The 19,985-nt window shown below is 32.8% G+C and carries 25 protein-coding genes; all 25 read right to left on the bottom strand.

Going from position 1 to position 19,985, the window contains the following annotated elements:
* Positions 1-136: 136 nt before the first annotated feature.
* The 25 genes from KHA90_RS05175 to KHA90_RS05055 all read right to left on the bottom strand — a co-directional run bounded on the left by KHA90_RS05175 (position 137) and on the right by KHA90_RS05055 (position 19,777).
* On the bottom strand, positions 137-1,324 hold the full coding sequence (locus tag KHA90_RS05175; protein ID WP_213296093.1) for a DUF2062 domain-containing protein: 1,188 nt from the start codon (positions 1,322-1,324) through the stop codon (positions 137-139).
* A gap of 18 nt (positions 1,325-1,342) precedes the next feature.
* The gene (locus KHA90_RS05170; RefSeq protein WP_213296091.1) at positions 1,343-1,828 is read right to left on the bottom strand and encodes a hypothetical protein; all 486 of its coding nucleotides are present in this window, start codon (positions 1,826-1,828) and stop codon (positions 1,343-1,345) included.
* Positions 1,829-1,830: 2 nt separating this feature from the next.
* The gene (locus KHA90_RS05165; RefSeq protein ID WP_213296089.1) at positions 1,831-2,202 is read right to left on the bottom strand and encodes a hotdog family protein; all 372 of its coding nucleotides are present in this window, start codon (positions 2,200-2,202) and stop codon (positions 1,831-1,833) included.
* Positions 2,203-2,208: 6 nt separating this feature from the next.
* The gene (locus tag KHA90_RS05160) at positions 2,209-2,823 is read right to left on the bottom strand and encodes a porin family protein (protein ID WP_213296087.1); all 615 of its coding nucleotides are present in this window, start codon (positions 2,821-2,823) and stop codon (positions 2,209-2,211) included.
* A gap of 36 nt (positions 2,824-2,859) precedes the next feature.
* Positions 2,860-3,495 (bottom strand): hypothetical protein, encoded by a 636-nt coding sequence (locus KHA90_RS05155; RefSeq protein WP_213296084.1) that lies wholly within the window; start codon positions 3,493-3,495, stop codon positions 2,860-2,862.
* Positions 3,461-4,096, bottom strand: coding sequence for a LolA family protein (locus KHA90_RS05150; protein ID WP_213296082.1), 636 nt, complete (start codon positions 4,094-4,096; stop codon positions 3,461-3,463). The genes KHA90_RS05155 and KHA90_RS05150 overlap by 35 nt, the downstream gene beginning before the upstream one ends.
* 150 nt (positions 4,097-4,246) lie before the next feature.
* Positions 4,247-5,023 carry a polysaccharide deacetylase family protein gene (locus tag KHA90_RS05145; RefSeq protein WP_213296080.1) on the bottom strand — a complete coding sequence of 259 codons (777 nt, stop codon included), beginning with the start codon at positions 5,021-5,023 and terminating at the stop codon, positions 4,247-4,249.
* Positions 5,020-6,081: a beta-ketoacyl synthase N-terminal-like domain-containing protein gene (locus KHA90_RS05140; protein WP_213296078.1), complete on the bottom strand. Its 1,062-nt coding sequence runs from the start codon at positions 6,079-6,081 to the stop codon at positions 5,020-5,022. Before KHA90_RS05140 ends, KHA90_RS05145 begins: the two co-directional genes overlap by 4 nt.
* A 1-nt stretch (position 6,082) precedes the next feature.
* Complete coding sequence (locus KHA90_RS05135) at positions 6,083-7,279, bottom strand: beta-ketoacyl-[acyl-carrier-protein] synthase family protein (protein ID WP_213296232.1); 1,197 nt, start codon at positions 7,277-7,279, stop codon at positions 6,083-6,085.
* Positions 7,280-7,456: 177 nt separating this feature from the next.
* Entirely contained in the window at positions 7,457-7,714 is a 258-nt protein-coding gene (locus KHA90_RS05130) for a phosphopantetheine-binding protein (RefSeq protein WP_012023174.1), read from the bottom strand.
* Between the two features lie 2 nt (positions 7,715-7,716).
* Entirely contained in the window at positions 7,717-8,331 is a 615-nt protein-coding gene (locus tag KHA90_RS05125; protein WP_213296077.1) for a beta-ketoacyl-[acyl-carrier-protein] synthase family protein, read from the bottom strand.
* Positions 8,332-8,340: 9 nt separating this feature from the next.
* On the bottom strand, positions 8,341-8,871 hold the full coding sequence (locus tag KHA90_RS05120) for a hypothetical protein (protein ID WP_213296076.1): 531 nt from the start codon (positions 8,869-8,871) through the stop codon (positions 8,341-8,343).
* A gap of 22 nt (positions 8,872-8,893) precedes the next feature.
* Positions 8,894-9,577: a hypothetical protein gene (locus tag KHA90_RS05115; RefSeq protein ID WP_213296074.1), complete on the bottom strand. Its 684-nt coding sequence runs from the start codon at positions 9,575-9,577 to the stop codon at positions 8,894-8,896.
* 124 nt (positions 9,578-9,701) lie between these two features.
* Positions 9,702-10,844, bottom strand: a complete 1,143-nt coding sequence (locus tag KHA90_RS05110; RefSeq protein WP_213296072.1) for a beta-ketoacyl-[acyl-carrier-protein] synthase family protein — start codon at positions 10,842-10,844, stop codon at positions 9,702-9,704.
* A 108-nt stretch (positions 10,845-10,952) separates the two neighbouring features.
* Positions 10,953-11,402, bottom strand: a complete 450-nt coding sequence (locus tag KHA90_RS05105; protein ID WP_213296070.1) for an acyl-CoA thioesterase — start codon at positions 11,400-11,402, stop codon at positions 10,953-10,955.
* Positions 11,377-12,666, bottom strand: coding sequence for an ABC transporter permease (locus KHA90_RS05100; RefSeq protein WP_213296068.1), 1,290 nt, complete (start codon positions 12,664-12,666; stop codon positions 11,377-11,379). Before KHA90_RS05100 ends, KHA90_RS05105 begins: the two co-directional genes overlap by 26 nt.
* Positions 12,656-13,354, bottom strand: a complete 699-nt coding sequence (locus KHA90_RS05095) for an ABC transporter ATP-binding protein (protein ID WP_213296231.1) — start codon at positions 13,352-13,354, stop codon at positions 12,656-12,658. The genes KHA90_RS05100 and KHA90_RS05095 overlap by 11 nt, the downstream gene beginning before the upstream one ends.
* A 60-nt stretch (positions 13,355-13,414) precedes the next feature.
* Positions 13,415-14,413, bottom strand: a complete 999-nt coding sequence (locus KHA90_RS05090; RefSeq protein ID WP_213296066.1) for a BtrH N-terminal domain-containing protein — start codon at positions 14,411-14,413, stop codon at positions 13,415-13,417.
* A complete protein-coding gene (locus KHA90_RS05085) occupies positions 14,413-14,817 on the bottom strand; it encodes a hypothetical protein (protein WP_213296064.1) in 405 nt (134 codons plus the stop codon). The genes KHA90_RS05090 and KHA90_RS05085 overlap by 1 nt, the downstream gene beginning before the upstream one ends.
* A 15-nt stretch (positions 14,818-14,832) precedes the next feature.
* A complete protein-coding gene (locus tag KHA90_RS05080; protein ID WP_213296062.1) occupies positions 14,833-15,141 on the bottom strand; it encodes a hypothetical protein in 309 nt (102 codons plus the stop codon).
* Positions 15,142-15,600, bottom strand: a complete 459-nt coding sequence (locus tag KHA90_RS05075) for an ABC transporter permease (RefSeq protein WP_213296060.1) — start codon at positions 15,598-15,600, stop codon at positions 15,142-15,144.
* Between the two features lie 8 nt (positions 15,601-15,608).
* Positions 15,609-16,040 (bottom strand): hypothetical protein, encoded by a 432-nt coding sequence (locus KHA90_RS05070; RefSeq protein ID WP_213296058.1) that lies wholly within the window; start codon positions 16,038-16,040, stop codon positions 15,609-15,611.
* Positions 16,040-17,173, bottom strand: a complete 1,134-nt coding sequence (locus KHA90_RS05065) for a beta-ketoacyl-ACP synthase III (RefSeq protein WP_213296055.1) — start codon at positions 17,171-17,173, stop codon at positions 16,040-16,042. The genes KHA90_RS05070 and KHA90_RS05065 overlap by 1 nt, the downstream gene beginning before the upstream one ends.
* A 16-nt stretch (positions 17,174-17,189) precedes the next feature.
* Positions 17,190-18,092, bottom strand: a complete 903-nt coding sequence (locus tag KHA90_RS05060; RefSeq protein WP_213296052.1) for an NADPH-dependent FMN reductase family protein — start codon at positions 18,090-18,092, stop codon at positions 17,190-17,192.
* Between the two features lie 44 nt (positions 18,093-18,136).
* Positions 18,137-19,777, bottom strand: coding sequence for a phytoene desaturase family protein (locus KHA90_RS05055; protein ID WP_213296050.1), 1,641 nt, complete (start codon positions 19,775-19,777; stop codon positions 18,137-18,139).
* Positions 19,778-19,985 lie beyond the last annotated feature (208 nt).

Below are 19,985 nucleotides of genomic sequence, written 5' to 3'. Positions count from 1 at the left end.
ATTCGTGCTAATTCGTGAAATTCGTTGCAACTTGACACAGATTGAAAAATCATTTAATCCTTTAATCTGTGGCATTTTTTCAGCAATTTATTTAAAAAAATAATTCGTGAAAATTCGTGAAATTCGTGGCAAAATTTTATTCAATATTCGTTTTATTCTTAGAACTAAAAGCCGTTAAAAGTAAATAACTCAAAAGACCAAAAGTCATCGCCAAAACGGATGCTAAAATAAGACTTCCCACGATATATTGTGTAGCATTTTTTTGAATATCATCAAGTGTTACCGAACTATCTAAAATTAAAGGAGCTTCATTAGATACAAAGTAACTTCCCATTTTTAAAGAACCATAAATAACAAAGGGAATAAAAGGCGGAAAACTCACATTTGAAGCCAGATAAGCGATTACTTTATTGAGCCTGAATAAAGCTGCAAACGTAAAAAGCAAGACAGTTTGAAATCCCCAAAAAGGAGAAATGCCTATAAAAATTCCCAAAGCAATGGCAGCAGATTTTTTAAAATTAGAATCTGAACTTTCTAAAATATCTTCGAGAAAGAATTTTTTAAATCCTTTTTTTTTTGCCCGCCTAAAGAAATCTCTTGGCTTGATATACAACAAAGCATTAATAACCAAAACGGTATTTAGAATACTGATTCGGGTAAAATCTTTGAAAGGGCGAAAATGGGAAACACGTTCTGCAGGATCGTACAAAATCTGAATTGGAATGTTTTTTACCACAATACCTTTCCAGGCAGAACGAACAATGACTTCAATTTCGAACTCAAATTTATTGGTATAAAATTGTTTCGGAATTAATTGTAAAGGATATAATCTAAATCCGGATTGTGTATCTTCTAATACAATTCCAGTTTCGAATTTAAACCAGAAATTCGAAAATTTATTTCCAAAACTACTTTTCTTCGGCACATTTTCCTGTGTCATATTTCGGCTTCCAATCAAAAGGCAATTCGGTTCTTTTTGAATTTCTTCGATAAAAACAGGGATATCGTCAGCAAAATGTTGTCCGTCAGAATCGATTGTGATGGCGTATTCAAAATTCAGTTCAATAGCTTTTCTAAAACCATTTCGGAGCGCTCTTCCTTTTCCTAAATTCTTAAGATGGTGAATTTGAGTCAGCTCCGAATATTGTTTTAAAATTTCGCTCGTCGAATCGGTTGAACCGTCATTAACGATAATAATATTTTGGGTGAAATCTAAAATAGAATCCAAGACTCTTTTGAGCGTTTTGTGATTATTGTACGTGGGAACAATTACACAAAAAGAGGTTGAATTAAGCAGATTCTGCTGTGATAAAGTAGGTTTCATTTAGTGTTTTTCGTGAGCTTATTTCACAAACTGTTTTTCTTTTTCAGAGAAACTTTTAGATTGTAAAACAAAGTCTTTTAGGTATTCTTTTAAAACACCGGTTTGTTCAGCGTAATGATCAGTAATGAACTTTTTATCTTCTTTAATATTTTTTTTGTAACCCGTAATTCCCGGAACATCTTCCTGAATACTCAATCGAATCATTCTGATTTCGATATTGTTTGGATCACTTTTTAAAGTAGCTTCAAGCAATTTTGCGCCTTCTTTAAAGCGGGAAATTTTGCTTCCTATTAAATTTTCAAATTTAGAATCGACTAAAATTGAAGCTGCTTTGTAAGCCACTAAAATTTTATCGTCGGTATTTGAAATTCCAACAAGTTTATCCGTAAATTCTTTTGCGTTCGCTTCTGATTTTGCAACATCAGGATACATTTTTCGGATAGCTGCCAAATCTGGATTTGCGGCAAAATTTATCCATAGAAGTAGTGAGAATAGTAATTTCATAATTATAATTTTTTGTACACATTGCTTAATTTCAAAGCAACCGTATCGTTAAAATATGTGGTGTTTTTCACCTTTACCAAATCATCTTCTGTGGTTGTAATGTCAAGTTCTAAACGCAACTCCGGATTCGTTTCCGGATTGATCAATGCCATGAATTTTACGTTCGTCAGTGTTTGTATCATCAACGAACTTTTAGTAATCGACTCTGTAAGTTCTTTAATAATCTGAATCATGCAAACGCCCGGCATAATTGGGTTTCCTGGAAAATGACCTTGAAAAACCTCATGATTGGCATTAACTAATATACGAAAATTAAATTTAGCATCTCCTGTTTTTTCTTCTGAAAGAACTTTATAAAAGTCTTTTAAAACCATATTTTTTTATTTTACTTTGAAAGTGTAACTAATACCAATCTGGAAAACCTGATTTAAAATTAGATCATTATAGTAATAATCATCGTTATCATATTCGATTCCGTCGTAGCCATAAATATCAATTAAACCTTGTTTAAATCTTGCTTCAAAAGTCAAACCGTTTGGCAATGAATAACCAACTCCGGCAACTATTGAAAAGTCAAAATCAATTGGGTCAAAACCATATCGACCAAAATTATCACTCGTTTTAAAATCAGCTGAAGGTCCGGCTAGAATATGAAAACCTTTTCCGCCAAAGTTGAATTTAGCAACAGCTCCAAGCGATAAATAATCCAGTTCATATTTTGCAGGCGTGCCAAAATCCGGGTTTTGAGCGCTATAATATCTTCCTTCAGAACCTTGTCTCGAATAAGTTAATTCTGGCTGAAGCGTAAAATATTTATTGAATTTTATCTCAACTAATCCACCAACATAAAAATCTGATTTCATGCCATTATCATCAATATTACTTAAACTCGACAGCGTTAAACCTCCACGAAGTCCAGGACTAACCGTCACTTGTGCATTTGACGTTACAATACCTATAAATAAAACAAAAGCAATTACGGTTAATTTTTTCATCTTGGTTTAATTTAAAGTTTATGATTAGTTTAAATTTTATTCTGATTTAAAATAATTCAGCTCAATTTTCAACTTAATATTTTGATGAACAATCTCGATCTTCTCGGCAAAAATATTGTTTTCTGAACTAAATGTCAGCGTAAATTTTTCTTTTGTTTGAGAAGAATGAATGACTTTTTCTAATTTATGATCCTTTTTTGACACAAAAAGATAATTGTCGCGTTTTCCATCTTTCGATTTATAAATATCAGCCGAATCATTTCCAAATTGTTCCTGAATCAGATATTCTTTTTTCAGAAGTAATCGAAAATCTTCTTTTAAAGTATTGATCAGAATCTTTCGGTCTAATTCTGAAACAATCGAATTGACTTTGAAATCAGTATCAGAAATTTCAAAATCTAACAATTTGTTGCCAAATTCTGTTGTAAAAACGATACGATGTGTTGTGTCATTTATTTTTTTAGCTATAAAAATCCCGCTGATTTCATTTCCATAAACCGTGATATTTGTTTTGTAAACATAATCGGTTTTTGAATCTGAAAAATAGGGAACCTGATAAGACGTTTTGTCTAATTTTTTAGGAGTATAATTTTTTGTGACCGAGCCACAAGAAACTAAAACAATCGCCAGAAAGCAATTAATTATTAAAAACTGAATCGTCGATTTTTGCATTGATCACTTTATTTTTAAGTACAATTCTAGTATAATCTTCAGATGATTCTAAAAGTTTTACCTGAACAACGGTTGCTTCTTCTTTATCAAAAGTCAGTTCAATTTGTTTGATGTGTTTTTTTAATGTAGCATCTTTCGGAACAAATTTCGCCAGATTTTGTCCCTTTATTTTAAAGTACGAAATTGTAAATTCTTTGTCATCAAACATATTTCCGCTCACGCTTCCAACGATTAATTTATTGATGCGGCCAAAGATTTTGCTGTTGCCAATATCAACCGCGCTTTTCTTTCCTTCGTCGTTAATCAGGATTTTTCCGTTTTTAAAAACAATACTGTAATTATATGGTTTTTTGTATTGCCATTGCAATAGACTTGGTTCCTTAAAAATCATTTTACCCGAAGTTTCAATGTCTTTCGATAAAAAATCCAAATGTTTGTATTGAACAAAATCAGTACTTAAGGTTTTGATTTTTTTTGAAACTACATTTACATCTTGTTTGAAAGCTGCAATTTCTGCGTCAGACATTTTTTGTTCCTGAGCAAATAAAGAAATGCCGGAAATGTTAAGTAAAAAAAAGAGAATATATATTTTAGTTTTCATAGATTGTTAAAAATTGTGCTTTAAAATATTTTTTGCCACTCCCGATAGCTATCGGGATAAAATGATTTGCACAGATTATTATTTAATTAAGCATTTGATAAAAATCCGTTTTTATCCGCGTCTTCGCTTTAGCGAATCAGTTTATCCGCGTCAAATTTCATAAGCATTAAGACTCAAAAGCTCTTCAATCGAAATCACTTCATAATTGTTTTGCTGTAAAAATTGCAAAAACTGTTCCAATACCAAAACTGAGTGTGATGCCGTATCATGCAAAAGTACGATTCCGCCGGGAGAAACACGTTTTATAATGCGATTGAAAATTAAACTTTGATTTTTTGTTCCGCCATCAAGCGACCGAATATTCCAGCCAATAACTTTATGTCCGGTTATTTTTAAAGCTCTCCTAATCGAAGGCGTTGTAACACCATAAGGCGGACGAAAGAAGTTTATTTTTTTTGAAGTAAATTTTTCAAGAAGGTCATCTGTTTTCTGAATTTCGGTTTTTATTTTTTTCGCATTATAAAAATCAAAAAAAGGTGAATGACTGTATGAATGATTTCCAACCAAATGACCTTCTAAAATAATTTGTTTTAGGATTTCAGGATGCGCTTCAATATTTTTTCCGATGCAAAAGAAAGTCGCTTTTACATCGTATTTTTTTAATAATGCTAAAACTTCTAAAGTAAATTCACTTGGTCCGTCATCAAAAGTAATCGCAATTTTTTTCTCTGTTTCTAAAGGATTATTGCAGAAAGCTTTTACATGATAATTTGAAGAAATTTGGGCAGAACCAAAAGCGTTAATTCCTAACCAAATCAAAACAATTGCGATAAACCATAATAAATTAATTGCTGTATAAAAGTTCAGAAGAACGAGTAATAGCAATAAAAAGATAAAGAATAACGAAATGTTTTTATGCGTTATCATTTTGAGATCAAAGTAAAACTATGATTTTTTCCGTTCAATTGATTGTACAATAAAATGGTATTATAAACTGGTTTTTCAACCGAATTTGCTTTAATGATTTCAGGAATTTCCTGAGTTTTGATAACTTTTGATGCCATCCATAAAGCAAAAGCCGAAGCTGTATCATATTCGCCGCTTAAATGTTTATAATACAATTGAGGTGTTGCTGCGAAAGCATTTTTAGCAATATCTTTATAATAAATATCCGAATCTACATTTCCGTTAAAACCTAAAATCAAAGCATCAATATTTGAAATTTGTAAATTATTTGCTTTTAAAAAGGCAACAATTTCAGTTTCAACTTCATTTGGATCTAAAGTATTTATAATCGCAACATCCAGAATTTCAGCATACGTACTTTCTTTTTTTTCATTTTCCAAAACAAAAAAACTAGCCCCTTCTCCGTAAATTGCGCCCGAAGTTTTTGAATTTAAAATGTTTGATGTTAAATTACTTTCGTCTTTTACGCGACCTGCCAATTTAAAAAGTGAGATGGTATAATCTCCGGTTTCATCAATTCCGCCCACTAAAATAGAGTTTGCTTCGTCTTCTTCAATTTGCATTTTAGCATCTAAAAGCGCCGATTCAAAAGAGACAACTCCGTTTACATACGTAAAATTATAGCCTTTACATTGTAATGTCAAAGCAATTTGAGCTCCAACCGTATTATGTGTTGACTGAATAAAAGAAGTTGGCGTTAAAAATTCTTCGTTATTATCCAGGATATTTTTCAGGAATTTTTCAGAATCTTCGATACATCCCAAGCCTGTTCCGGTAATAATGGCATCAATGTTTTCGACATTTGCGTCTTTCAACGCTAAAGCCGAAGCTACGATTCCGTTTTTCACGCCTTTTGCCATTCTTCTGCTGGCAGCGGGAGAAATGTAGTCTTTATAAACAGGCGAAATTACGGTAAGGACCGTTTCGTCTGTGTGTGGAATTGCTTCTTCTAAAAAAACAGTATCAAATGTTTTTTGAGTCGAAATACAGCCTACTCCATTTATATATGTTTTTTTCATTTTAACTTTTTGAAAATATAAGGGTGGAACAATTTCCTCCAAAACCAAAAGAGTTGGATAAAACGTGTTCAATGTTTTTATTTTTTGCGGCAGTTTGTGGTTGCAAATCGAATTCTTCCATTGGATTTTCGAAATTCAAATTGGGATAAACCACATTATTCTGAATCGACAAAACACTGTAAACAGCTTCAATTGCTGCTGCTGCAGCCAAAGTATGTCCGGTAAAAGGTTTTGTAGAACTAAAATCCGGAACTTTTTCATCCTGATAAATTCGCAACAAAGCTCTTCCTTCAGATAAATCATTGTTGGGAGTTGCGGTTCCGTGTACGTTGATATAGTCGATTTGAGAAGGTTTTAAACCTGAAACTTCAAACGCTTTTTTCATGGCTAAATAAGCGCCATCTCCGTTTTCTGAAGAAGCAGTTTGATGAAAAGCGTCATTTGCATTTCCGTAACCGGAAACACGAGCCAGTACTTTTTTGTTTTGTTTCGCTACAATTTCATCCGATTCTAAAACCAAATATGCCGCTGCTTCACCCAGGTTTAATCCTTTGCGTTCGTTGTCAAAAGGTTTGTTGAAATCATCTGATAAAATCATCAAAGTCTTAAATCCATTGATCGTAAATTTTGCCAAACCATCGGCTCCGCCAACAATAACTCGGTCTAATTTTCCGGTTTTGATCAATCTCGCACCCAACATAATCGAGTTTGCTGCAGACGAACAAGCCGTACTAATAGTCGTAACCATTCCTTTTAAACCTAATTCTTCGGCAATTTTTTCAGCCACATCGCCGCCGTCATGGCAGGCAATATATTTTACCAGTTCAGTATGTTTGAAATAATCGTAATAATGTTTTTCAGTCATGTCCATTCCGCCTACACTTGTAGCCGAAATAAGCCCGGTTCTGAATTCGTTTATCGATGTAATTCCGGCATTTTCGACAGCTTGTTTCGCTGCCAAAGTACCAATCATCGCCGTTCTCGAAAAGTTGTTATCTTCAGTAAGGTTCAATTCACTAACCAATTCTTCGTTGGTTTTTTTAATTTCTCCTACTTTAATAACATCTGCGTGAATTGTCGAAATATTTGTAATACGCGAAATGCCAATTTTATTTTCGATCAACGAAATATAATTTTCTTCGACTGAATTTCCAATCGAAGAGATAATTCCCATTCCCGTTATTGCAACACCTTTCATTTTAGACATGCTTAGATTTTTAGACTTTCTTAGACTTCTTAGATTGTTGGATTGTTGGATTTTTAGACTATTCTTTTTTACTTCGTAAAAGTTTTAAAAAACTATTTTGAAATTGATTTTTGAATATTCTTTTATCTAAGAAATCTAAAAATCTAAGAAGTCTAACGATCTAAAAATCTATTTAGTTCTGTTAGCGCTAATATAAGCCGCCATAGTTTCAATAGATTGGAAAATGGTTTTTCCTTCTTTCGGGTCAACCAGTTTAATTCCGTAATCTTTATCTAAAATCACAATTAATTCAAGTGCATCAATGGAGTCTAAACCTAAACCATCTCCAAACAAAGGATCGTTATCAGCAATGTCTTCGATTGTGATATCTTCAAGGTTTAATGTAGTAATGATTTTGTTTTTTAATTCTTCTTTTAATGCTTCCATGATTATTTATTATATAATGTATTGATATTTTCGTTTTTATATTTTGTGTTTTCTTCTTTGCTAATGGTGCAAAGAAAAGCTTTATAACTGTCATTAAAAAATTCTACCCAGCCACAAAGGACTGTATCAGCTTTATTTGTGTTTAACAGAATACCTGAATAGTTAAACAGAAATTCAGTATTGAAAGCATCAAATATAAAGAAAGAATTCTCACTTTTAAGCTGATGACGAATACTTATTTCGCCTAAACAAATATTTGGCAGCGTATACACAAAAACCGCCGGACTCGGAAAGTAGTTTTCTTTGTCGGAAATTGATTCCTGATACTTAACATCCGTATCTAAACTTGATGATTTATTAGCCAAAACCAACGCGATATTGTTTTCTTTTTCATCTGAAGTTATCGGGCTCAAAAGTAATTCAGATCCTAAAAAAGCCAGTTTGCTTAAAGCATCCATTTTGAAAAACTTTGGGTATTGAATGTCAAAATTACGATAGGCTTGTTTCGAGAAATCGCTGAAATCTGTTGAGTCTATTTTGAATACAGAAGTTCCGTTCAAAACAATTTCGTTGTTTTGGATGGTGATGTAGGATTGTATGTGAGTTTTTTGAGTCATTTATTTAATTTAACAGAGATTTTTAATATCTCTCTTTAAACTTATTTGAGAAAAAAGAACAGGTGTATTTAATTTGTTTTCTCTTATAATTGTGAAATAAATAATATTTTCTTTTAAAAGAAAAATTCTACTTATTTTATAATTTGGATTAAAATTGTACGTCATTTCTGTGTTGTAAATTATAACATTGTTTGAATTTCTATACTTTTCAAAGCCTTTTTTTTTACAATATTCATTAATTAATAATTTGTTTTCTTCGACATCGTGTTTACTTACAATTTTTATAAGTCTCTTTTCAGTTGCTTTTCTATAAAAAGAAAACACAAAGAAAATGCTTAAAATAAAAACCATATAATATTCAAATCCTGTTCTTGAATGATCACGATAAGGATCATAAAAAATTAAAAAAGGGCCAATAAAACCAGAAAAACAAAATAAATAAAAAACGAATGACCCAAATTTATCTAGCCAGCTTTCAGAATAAAATAATTTATTCTGTTCTATACTTTTTTTAACATTTAGGTTTTTTAAACTTCTCATTTTTAATCTATTTTGATTCAATTTAAGAAACCCAAGTACGAATAACTTTTTCAATTTTCAATTTTCCGGATTTCTTTTCAATTATAATTACAAATCCTCTTCCACATTTTCCGCCACCACAAGAAGCGCCAGCAGCTAAAATTCCTCTCTTTTTTGTTTTATTAAACTGAATTCTTGATACCCAAATAGTTCCAACGGGAAAGAGGACATTGCTTACATCATTTAAATTCCAATCTTTTTCATGAGGATATTTTGATGCTTTTTGAAAGTTAAACTTTTTATTATTTTCAAAAGCTTTTAAATCAAATTTGTATTCGTCTGTTCCTTTTGAAATATCATAGGTATATTCAGAAATATCAAGTTTTTTGATAATCATTTCAGTTTCAAAAGGACTGATTTTTGTTACATCATCATAAACACCAATTAAAATTCTTGTTTTATCATTTTTGATGCTGTCTCGATTACGCCAATATTCTTTTAATTCTTTATTAAATCCAATAGTATCTTCTTTATTAGTTTTAAAATCAATCCTTGGTGTTGGTGGGGGAAAAATAATTCTTCTATCCATATAAATAGAATCTACAATTTCAACAAAGACATTATTTAAGACATCTTTTTCAAATTGTAGTTCGTCAATTTTCTCCTTTTTACATCCAAAAGATGAAAGTAGGACAAGAACTATAAATATGACTTGAGATAATTTCATTTATTGCTTTTAGATACATTGAACTTGTAAGATTTACTTACAAGTTGGGTTTTTTCATTTGAACTGTTCGGATTTTCCGACAGTTCAAACTTTATCATATCTTAATCCGTGAAAATTTGTGTAATTAGTGTTTCATCTTTTCAAAAACCACAGCCGTATTACAACCTCCAAATCCTGAAGCTGTCTTCAAAAAATAATCAATATTTCTTTCTTCGTTTTTCTCAATAACATTTATAGATTCGCTTACGCCAATTTCATCAAAACCTTTCGATTCAAAAAGCATGTTTTGGTTTACTGATTCTATCGCAATTACCGTTTCCAGTAATCCCGAGGCGCCTAAGGTATGACCGTAAAATCCTTTTAAACTATTTATGGGAACGTTTTGTAAGCCTAAACGATTTAATGCAATCGCTTCCATTTCGTCGTTGAATGGCGTTGCGGTTCCGTGCGCTGAAATAAAATCAAGTTTATCAGGATCAATTTGAGCTTCTTTCAAAGCATTTTGAATACTTCTAAACAAACCTTCACCTGTTCTTGACGGACCTGAAATATGATTGGCATCGTTTATCGAACTGTCTCCAATCACTTTTATTTTAGCATTTTTGGCTTCCGCCGAAAGTAAAACAGCAGCTGTAGCTTCTCCTAAACTTACACCTGTTCTGTTTTTAGAATAGGGTTTACAAGGCAATTCGCTCATCGCCTGAAAAGAATTAAAACCCGATAAAACAAATTCTGAAACTTCATCTCCGGCAACAACAAAAATGTTATCATAAAGCTCGGACTGAATCATTCTTTTAGCAACTGAAACGGCTAAAATTCCAGAAACGCAAGCATTTGAAACGACAATAGGTTGTGTTTGAAATTTGAAGAAATTGGCAACATTTTGAGCTAAAACATCTAAATATGCATTATTGAAATTGTCGCCTGAATAGTCTTTTAAAGCCGTAATATTTCCTTTTGTGGTCGAAAGTATAAAAGCAGTTTTCGAATTTAATTCAACTCCCGAATTTTTGATAGTTGGCTCTAAAGCCAAAATCATCATTTTCTCTAAACGCGAATATTTTGTTTCAGTGCTAATTTTTTCAAAAGCACTGTTTATTTTTTCATTACTAATAATCGAAGCATAAAATGAATTTGGCATTAAAGAAATATCGTTATGCAATTGAATACCTGAATCACCACGAAGAATTGACTCAACGTTCGATTCAACATCAAATCCTAAGGGTGTGATGCAATTGGTTTCGGTGATATATACTTCTCTTATCATTTTATCTTTTTTGATGGGTGAAAAATGGCCCACAGATTTTACGGATTAAACGAATTAACGCGGATTTTTTTAAAATTTTAATTCGTGAAAATTGGTGTAATTCGTGTTTTACTTTAACAATCCCACTTTTCGTTTCCACTCTTCGTAGAAAGGAGGATTCGTCAGCATTAAATTTCCATCGCCGTCTAAAAATACCTGAACAGTTTCTCCAGTGCACGCAACTTCGCCTTTTGCATCGATTATTCTAAAACGATAAATCATTTTTGCCGCTGGAGTATCTACAACAGTCGTTTCGATAGTTACGACATCACCATAACGTAGGGACAATTTATGTTCGCATTTTGATTTTACAATTGGCGTTGTATAACCTGTGTTCCCAATATCGAGATAGGTAAGTCCGTGTTGGCGGCCAAACGCTTCTCGTCCATCTTCAAAATAGGTGATATAATTGCCATGCCAAACGATTCCAAGCGGATCAGTTTCGTTAAAACGAATTCTGATTTCATGTGAAACGGTTAAGTCAGTGGCTTCGTTATACTGTTCTTTTCTTTTTGTCATAAAATAAGGCAATGGATGTTGTGATAATAAAGAACAAAAATAACAAACTTATTTTTGGGATGATTTCAAGGAAAGAAACGTTACGCAATAATACATCGTAAAAAGCTTCTAATCCCCAATTCATGGGTGATGATTTAGCGATATATTGCATGATGGTTGGCATTGCAAAAACAGGCACCCAAACACCGCCAACGGCAGCCAGAATAAGTACACTTGTTGCGCCAAATGGAGCCGATTGTTCTTGGGTATTGGCAACAGTTCCTAATAAAATACCGAAACCAATGGCTGCAAAACCTGAAAATAAAGCCACGACACTCATTAAAAACAAATGTCCTTCGATGTTTAAGGAAGGCAAACCAATATGCGGAAATAAAAATACCGCCACGGCAACCATCATATAAAACTGAATCATACAAATGGCAGAGTAGGTAATCGTTTTCCCGATAATCACGACTAAATTAGAAACCGGATTGGTCAATAAGCGAACGAATGTTCCTTGTGATTTTTCTTTAACAATATTAATAGATAACGGAATCACGATAAAAAATATCGCAAAAAGTGTCCACGCTGGAACATTATGCTGTACCGAATTTGGACGTACTTCTTTGTTGTTAATTCTTGGAATTATTTCTTTGAAAGTAATGAAACTCTTTTGATCGAATTCAACAGTTCCTTCTCCCAATTGATTTTGAAAAGTAGTGTAAATTGATTTGGTTTCGATTTGAGAAATCATTTTATCAATCGAATTCATCACGGCATTTTTGAAACTCATTTGAACCGCTGGGTCAAAATACAGTTTCACCTCTTTTTCCTTGATTACTTTAGTTTTTCCTGTCTGAGCAGTTGTATCAGTTTCTGTTAATCCCATTTTACTGATAATGTTCTCGACATTCTGATCGATTTTGGTTTGTAAATCAATACTTAGATTTTTCGGAATTATAATCGCCAACTGAAATTTCCCTTTATAAACGGCTTCTTTAGCGACTTCTTCGGTAATTGTTTTATTGTCGATTTGCGTAACAACACTAAACAAATTGCTTTTTTCAAGATTATCAAACACCGCTTTAGATACAGAACCGTTGTCATTATCAACCAATAAAATCGGAATTTTATTATCACTGATAGTTTTAAAAGTACTGTCCTGAATTAAAGTTACCGTGATGACCAATACCAGCGGCATGATAAATAGAATTATTAATCCGCCTAAATCTCGTTTAAGCAGCAAAAATTCTTTTACGACTGACATCCAAATTTTATATACCATCTCTAAAATCTTTACCGGTTAATGAAATAAAAACTTCTTCGAGATTTTGTGCTTCATCTGTAGAGTTAATTAGACTTGATGGCGTTCCCTGGGCGTAAATTCTACCTCGGTCCAAAATGGCAATATGGGTACAAAAATCTTCAGCTTCAGCCAAATGATGTGACGTATATATAATCGTAGTTCCGTTTTTGTTGAGAACTTTCAAATAATCTATAATGGCATTTTTCGATTGAACGTCAACACCAACGGTTGGTTCATCTAAAAATAAAACTTTAGGATTGTGCAGAATTCCGGCAATCAAATTGACTCTGCGTTTCATTCCGCCTGAAAAAGTTTCGATGCGTTTATCAGCGAATTTTAGTAAACCCAAAAGATCTAAAGTTTCAACGACTTTATCTTTTAAGTAAGCGCCTTTTAAACCGTACATACTTCCAAAATAATGTAAATTTTCTCTTGCGGTCAAAGTAGGGTACAAGGCATATTCCTGAGGAACAACGCCAATGATTTTTTTGATTTTTGAAGAATGATTGGTGTAGTTCAGCTCATCAATTGTAAAATGCCCTGAGGTTGGTTTGATCAATCCGCATAGCATGGAAATTAATGTTGTTTTTCCGGCACCATTTGGACCCAATAATCCAAAAATCTGACCTTCGTTGATATCCAGCGAAACGTCGTTCAAAGAATACATATCTGCATCTTTGTACTTTTTCGAAAGGGATTCTATTTTTATAATCGTTTGCAAGATATATTAGCTAATCGCTTTTTTTAGTTTTTTGAAAAAGATTTCTTCTCTATTGGCAATGTCCAAAAGTTCATCGGCAATGGCATTGTAAGCATCATCTTTGGCACTTCGGTTTTTGTAAATTCTTGAAGCTTCAACAGCAAAATTACGCCATGAATCTCCAATTAATGTCATTTCTTTAGAAAGCGTTTTTAATTCTTCATTATTTAAAATTACCGAAGCTTCTTGTAAAAATGCCGCATAAATAAATCTAAATCCGCCGCCGCCGGTTCCAATTTCTTCCTGCATACGAACCATTTGCGCCAAGTAATGATTGGCTTTTTTGGCGCCGTGTTTTATAGGCCATTTACGAATTTGTCTGGAAACAAATTTTATTCCGCGTACACCAATAATTGGCATTGGCGCCAACATATCGCGACAAGTATTTTTGATTCCTTTTATGATGGCACTTTTCAAGTCAACATTTTCCGGAATTTGAATTGGATAATACATTTGTCCTCTTGGCGCAAAAGCACCTTTGGCAAAACGTACTTTGTCTAATTCGTCATGTGTTAAAGTCGTAACCGTTTCCATAACAGGATCGCTGACTAAATAATCGGTTTCGGTTTTTCCATAAACAACTAAATTGTGTGCATTAAAATGAAAGCGATATTCATCTGGAAAATAACTCAAATGATAAACGCCAACTTGTAATCCGGTTGGAATATTGTTTTTTAAATTTTCGTCTAATGCTTTGTTTGCATTTACTGTAGAAGAGAATTTTTGTCTTTTTATTTTTAAATTTAAACGGCTTGCCAGTTTATTGAAAATTTGTCCCGGCAAAGTTCTATAGCTAATTGCGGGTGCGTGATTTACTTTTATAAAAGGCAAATACACGAAAAAAAGTCCAGAACCAATACCAAAAACCATCGGTTCGCTGATGTTCAGTCCGTTGTTTTTTAACAAATTCGAAGCTACTCCGTTCTCACAATGAGCAGATTGATGATGTGTAAAATTGATTTGCATTAGTCTGTTTTAATATTTTTTAATTCGGCGATTGAAATTTCAAAAGCGTCGGCATATTTTTTTAGAATAGAATCATTTAATTTGGCAAAAACAGTTGGTTTAAAATGTCTTTTTACGCGCCATTTCCACATGCCAACATAACTTGCTAAAATAGTAAGATCCATTTTAGAGCGTTCCATATAATAACAAATCGGGCTTACTTCGCCAATTTCGACTTGCATTTTTGCTTCAGCAATTCGTTCGTTTATTTCGTCTATTGAATTGGATAGTGCAATACTTTTAGGTTCCCAGCCGGTACTTAAGGTTGTAGTATATTCTCCGTTTTCATCTGTAGCATACAAAAGTTCTTTTACGTTGTTTTTTGTTAAGTTGCTCTTGTCTTGTGGTACTTTTTCTTTTTCCATTTCATTATTAATTTATTAGATACATAAGGCTAATGCGATACATAAACTAATTATTAAAAACCCCAGATTTGTGAATCCTAAATTTTGTTTTTTCTTCACAAATAAATAAATCATTTCTATCAACATTCCCAAACAAAATGCCTGGATTGCCATAAATTCCATAATAAAGAATCCTAAACCAGTATCAAAATGTTTGTGATCGTCTCCTTGACTATGTTTATGACGATCGACGGTAAGATACCAAAGTAAAAAAACAGATCCGACCAGAAGAACTAAAATCCCAATTCGGATTAATAAATGCAAAACGATTTTTTTAGCATTCATTTACACCGAAACTATCTTTTGAATGAACAAATTAATTTCGCATTCTAATAGTAATTTATGTCCCCATATACTTTCGCAGCGCATGGTACACAAAGTATAATCGTCACCTTCGAATTTTGAAACCAAAGTAGCTTTGGTAATAATCGTATCGCCTACTTTTGGAAGCAAATGTATTTTAAGGTTTTTTATTGCACTGATGAAACCCAATACATTTATGTTTTCGTTTTCTGTTCCGTCTTCTTCAAAAAAATATTTTTTACCTACAATAGACGAACATGTTTGTGCTGTGTTTTCGATTAAACCCGCTTCGATAAAAATGTTGTTGTCGATAAAAATGTTATCCTTTTTTATCAAAAAGGTGGTTTCTACAAAGTTTGCATCTATATCCAAAATTAAATCCACCATAAGCATTGGCGCTCGGTGCGGTAAGTAATTTTGTATATCAACTCCGGTTTTCATTGTTGTAATCATTTTGCTAAAACAGTTTTCATTTGTCCGTTTGCAATTTCTTCGTTGTTCAAAGTTGTTACAATATCAACTAGCGTAATTCCGGCAAACTCTTGTAAAATAGTTACCGTTGATTGAATTGTATCGTTAATTTTTGGCAATCTTTTAATCACAATTTCCTTGATAGAACCTATGTAGCCAGTTGGAGCTATTTCGTTTTTCAGAAAAAATTGATAACCTGTGTGTAACGCAACAGATTGTGCCATATGTTCGATTAAACCTGCTTCCAGAAAAGTATCATTGTCAAAAAATATATTATCGTTTTTAATTTTAAAACCTGAAACCAATGAAGTTTCGGTAAACGAATACATTTTATCTACCATAACAAAAGGAAACTTTTGCGGCAGTAAATTTTCGACAGCTTCTTTTTCTAAAAGTAAAGTCGTTTCCATTAGCAAACGGTTAAATACGCATATGCAAAAGAAAATCTTCCACTTTCAGGAACTGATAAAAGAATACGATCTCCTTTTTTTAAATTTCCTGAATTCATCAATTCTTCAACAGCTAGGTAAATAGAGGCCGAACCTACATTTCCAACTCTTGAAAGATTCATGAACCATTTTTCATCTGCCATTCCAATTCCTTTTTCAGTTAATCCTTTCTTTAATCCTTCGACAAAAAAGTTTGAAGAAACGTGAGGAATAAAATAATCGACCTGATCTGAACTAATATTATTTTTAGACATGGCATCGCTCATACTTTCAGCTCCTTTAGAAAGTATAAATTCATCCAGTAATTTTACATCTTGTTTAATTGCAAAAACGGATTCGTTTAACCATTGTTCTGGAGGATAATCGCTCCATGATTTTATTTCGCCATTTTCTTGTTTGTCCCCACCGGCGTACATGCAGGTTTCTAATTCATAAGCATATGAAAAAGCTTCCATCCATTCGATTTTTAAAGAAATAGCACCGCTTGGTTTATTTTCTAATAAAAAAGCTCCTGCGCCGTCAGATAACATCCAGCGTAAAAAATCTTTTTTGAAGGCAATAATTGGCTGCTCTTCAAGGCTTTTTAAATTTGCTGCTTCATGATTGTACATTTGGGCATTTAACCATGATGAAACTTTTTCTGATCCTGTGCAAATTGCATTTTGAGAATTTCCTGACTTTATCGAAAGGAAACCAAATTTTAATGAATTCATTCCGGCACAGCAAACTCCGGTGGATGAATTTAATTCTACCGATTTATTTTTTAACAAACCATGAACCATCGCGGCATGCGAAGGCAGAAAAACATCTGGAGTTGAGGTTCCGCATGAAAGTACTTCTAAATCCTGTGCTGTAAAGTTTTCATCAAATAATTGAGCAATTGCATTATGGGTTAACTCAGCATTATTATGCGTGCTTTTTCCGGTTTTGTCAATGGCGTAATAACGGCTTGTAATTTTATTATTGCGCAAAATAATGCGTCTTGCTTTAGAAGCAGCATCATTTATGAGTCCTAAATACTCTTCCATTTCGTCATTAGAAACAGCTTCATTTGGCAAATACTTTGCGGCTCTGGTAATATATACTTCAAACATAATCTAATTTCGTCTTCTAAACTCCTTGATAATATCGAGTTTCTTTTTTTATGGTTTTTAACTTAAACGGGTAGGTAATAAGGTGCAATATATATACTATTGGTGAGATTAACCATATCGCGAGGAATAAATAAACATTAAATACTTTAAGAAGCTGTTTTCTGTTTTTTTGATGTTTATAAATCAAATTTGACCATTTATTGAAAATTTTATTTGCGGTTCTGTCAACCGTAACTAAATATGGGCTAATTTTTACTGCTCCAATAGCAAGTAATTTTGGCTGTAAATCGTTCAGATTATTGTCTTTTAATGCCGAAAACATTACTTCTCCAAACTTATCCGACTCCTGAATATCTTTGTCAGAAACTCCCGGTAACGGAAAAATTCCCAAATATTTTTTCTTAACTCCGGAGAACATCCATTCTACAATCGTGATTACGCTGATTAAATTTCCAACGCGATCTACTAAAGCAACATTTCCTACCAATTTTGCATTTGCGTCTTTTAATAAATTTTTGATTTTTTCCTGCGCCATAATCCACATATTGCGAGAACCGCTAATGGTAATAACTGGCGTATCGTTTAATATTTTTTTAGCATCATTACTTTTCAAAAATGAATTTATAGGAATCGATGGCGACAAATACCAAACCTGATAATGAAATAAAACCAAGTCAAATTTTGTATTTAAAATTGCTTCAGAAACAGGTTTTAATTCTCTTGGAATTTGCAGAAAAGATTCCGGGAAAGCGCCGAAAAAAGAATCTTTATCCCAGGGAAAAGGAAAAGGGTTTTCTAATTTTATTTCGTGAAACGTTACATTTATTTCTTCTGAATTCAGGAAAGGCTTTGCAATGTTTCGCGCAATCTCTTCTAATTGTCCTGATTGGGAATAATAAATAACAAGAACATTTTTCATTTGGATTGTTGGCTTTGGTGGTTGCGCAAAAATAAGTATTTTTTTTAAACGAATTTCCTTATTTTGTCTGATCGTTTTGTGTGAACCCAATCCGGCCATGTTGATGAATCTTCGGCATCATAAATTCTGATTTTTTGATTTTTATCTTCAATTATTAAATCATCAGATGTACATCCCAGAATTGCCGCTGCCGCCGAAACTCCGGAATAAGTTGCTCCTGCAACGCCATGAGATAAAGTACAGGCACCGCAAAGAAATAGATTTTCGATCTCGGTTTTGTTTTTATAAGCAAAAGGCCCAACCTGATTTAAGGTTTTCTCGGTTCCGTAAACATTTCCTTTTGTTGAATTAATATAGAATTCATTGGTTTTAGGAGTTCCTAATTCTGCCTGGATAATATACTGCTTCGCGTTCGGAATTATTTTTTCGACATTATTCATCAGTTTGTCGATGACTTTTTCTTTGAATTTTTTATAATCCTCGTTGTGATAATCTTCTAAACCATTAAAATCTTTTAAATGATCATAATTGACATAAGTGACAATTTCGAAATTATGATAACGTCCGTTAAAACTCGCCGGATCTTTAAGTGTTGTACAACTTATAAATACCGAAGGAAATGAATCTCCGGAATCGATTGTATCACTCATTAAATGTTCAAAATTAGCATCGTCATTTTCATCTTTCATCATCCAGATATTTCCGGAATCTATATTATATAGGGTAACATCAACATCAAGCGTTAAAAATAAAATTAGAGAAGTAACGGAATATTTAGTTTTGTCAAGTTTTTTGAGAAGTGATTTACTGAGATGTTCTTTATCAATTAATTTTAAATAAGTGATGGAAGGATCAGCATTTGAAACAATATTTTTAGCCCGTATTTCTTCGCCATTTTCAAGATGAATCCCAACGGCTTTTTTATTTTCGATAATGATTTTGCGAACATTTTGTTTTACCCTGATTTCTCCGCCTTGTCTTTTTATGCCGTTTGTCATTGCTTTTACGATTCCACCGCCGCCGCCCATGGGATAAAATCCTCCATCAAAATAATGATTCATAACAGAGCAATGAACAGGAAAACAAGCGCGATTGGGAGAAAGTCCATGATCACCACACTGAATATTTAAGACTGCTTTTAGTTTAGGATCTTTTACATGCCAGCCAATTACTTTTTTTAATGGAAATAAAGCAAATTTGCCAAAATGTTTGGTACGAAACGGAACGGTAATATTTTGCCAAAAGCCTTTTAGTTTTGGAATTAACTGCAATTCGTAGCTTACTTTTTTTACAAGTGAAAGGTATTCGTGTATGTTTTTTTCTTCGTGCGGAAAGTGATCCGAAAGTGTTTTCTTAAGATTATCAAGTCCTGCCGGCAAATCGAAAGTTTCATCGCCAATCAAACAATGTTCGTAAGCGTTTTTATTCATTCTAAAAAAAACCATATCATTGGCAATTCCTAAACCTCTATACAATTCGTTTGTTGATTGTCCTTCTTCAAGCAATCCTACATAATGAACGCCGGGACTAAAACGCTGTCCGTTTAAGGTAAAACTATGGCTCCATCCTCCGGGAACATAATGTTGTTCGAGTACCAAAACTTTTTGCCCTGCTCTTGCGAGACAAATTGCAGTTGATAATCCTCCTACTCCTGAACCTATGATAATCGTGTCAAATTCCTGCATATCTTACTTTAAGAATTGTAAAGTATAAAAGAACGACATTTAATTAGATAATTTTAGGTCTTTGGGTTGTAATTGATAAAAAATATTAGATTGTCTTTTTTAAACTTTGTATTTAATTTAAACACATAGAAACATAGATTTTAGGGAACGTAAAAAGGCATTTCATTTTAAAATATTAGCGCATAGCTCGGGTCGTACTAATATGTGT

It is taken from the genome of Flavobacterium psychroterrae, from assembly GCF_018380615.1.
Classification (GTDB): Bacteria; Bacteroidota; Bacteroidia; order Flavobacteriales; family Flavobacteriaceae; genus Flavobacterium; species Flavobacterium psychroterrae.
Note: the sequence above shows the minus strand (reverse complement) of the source record. Positions and strands in the feature narration are given on the sequence as shown.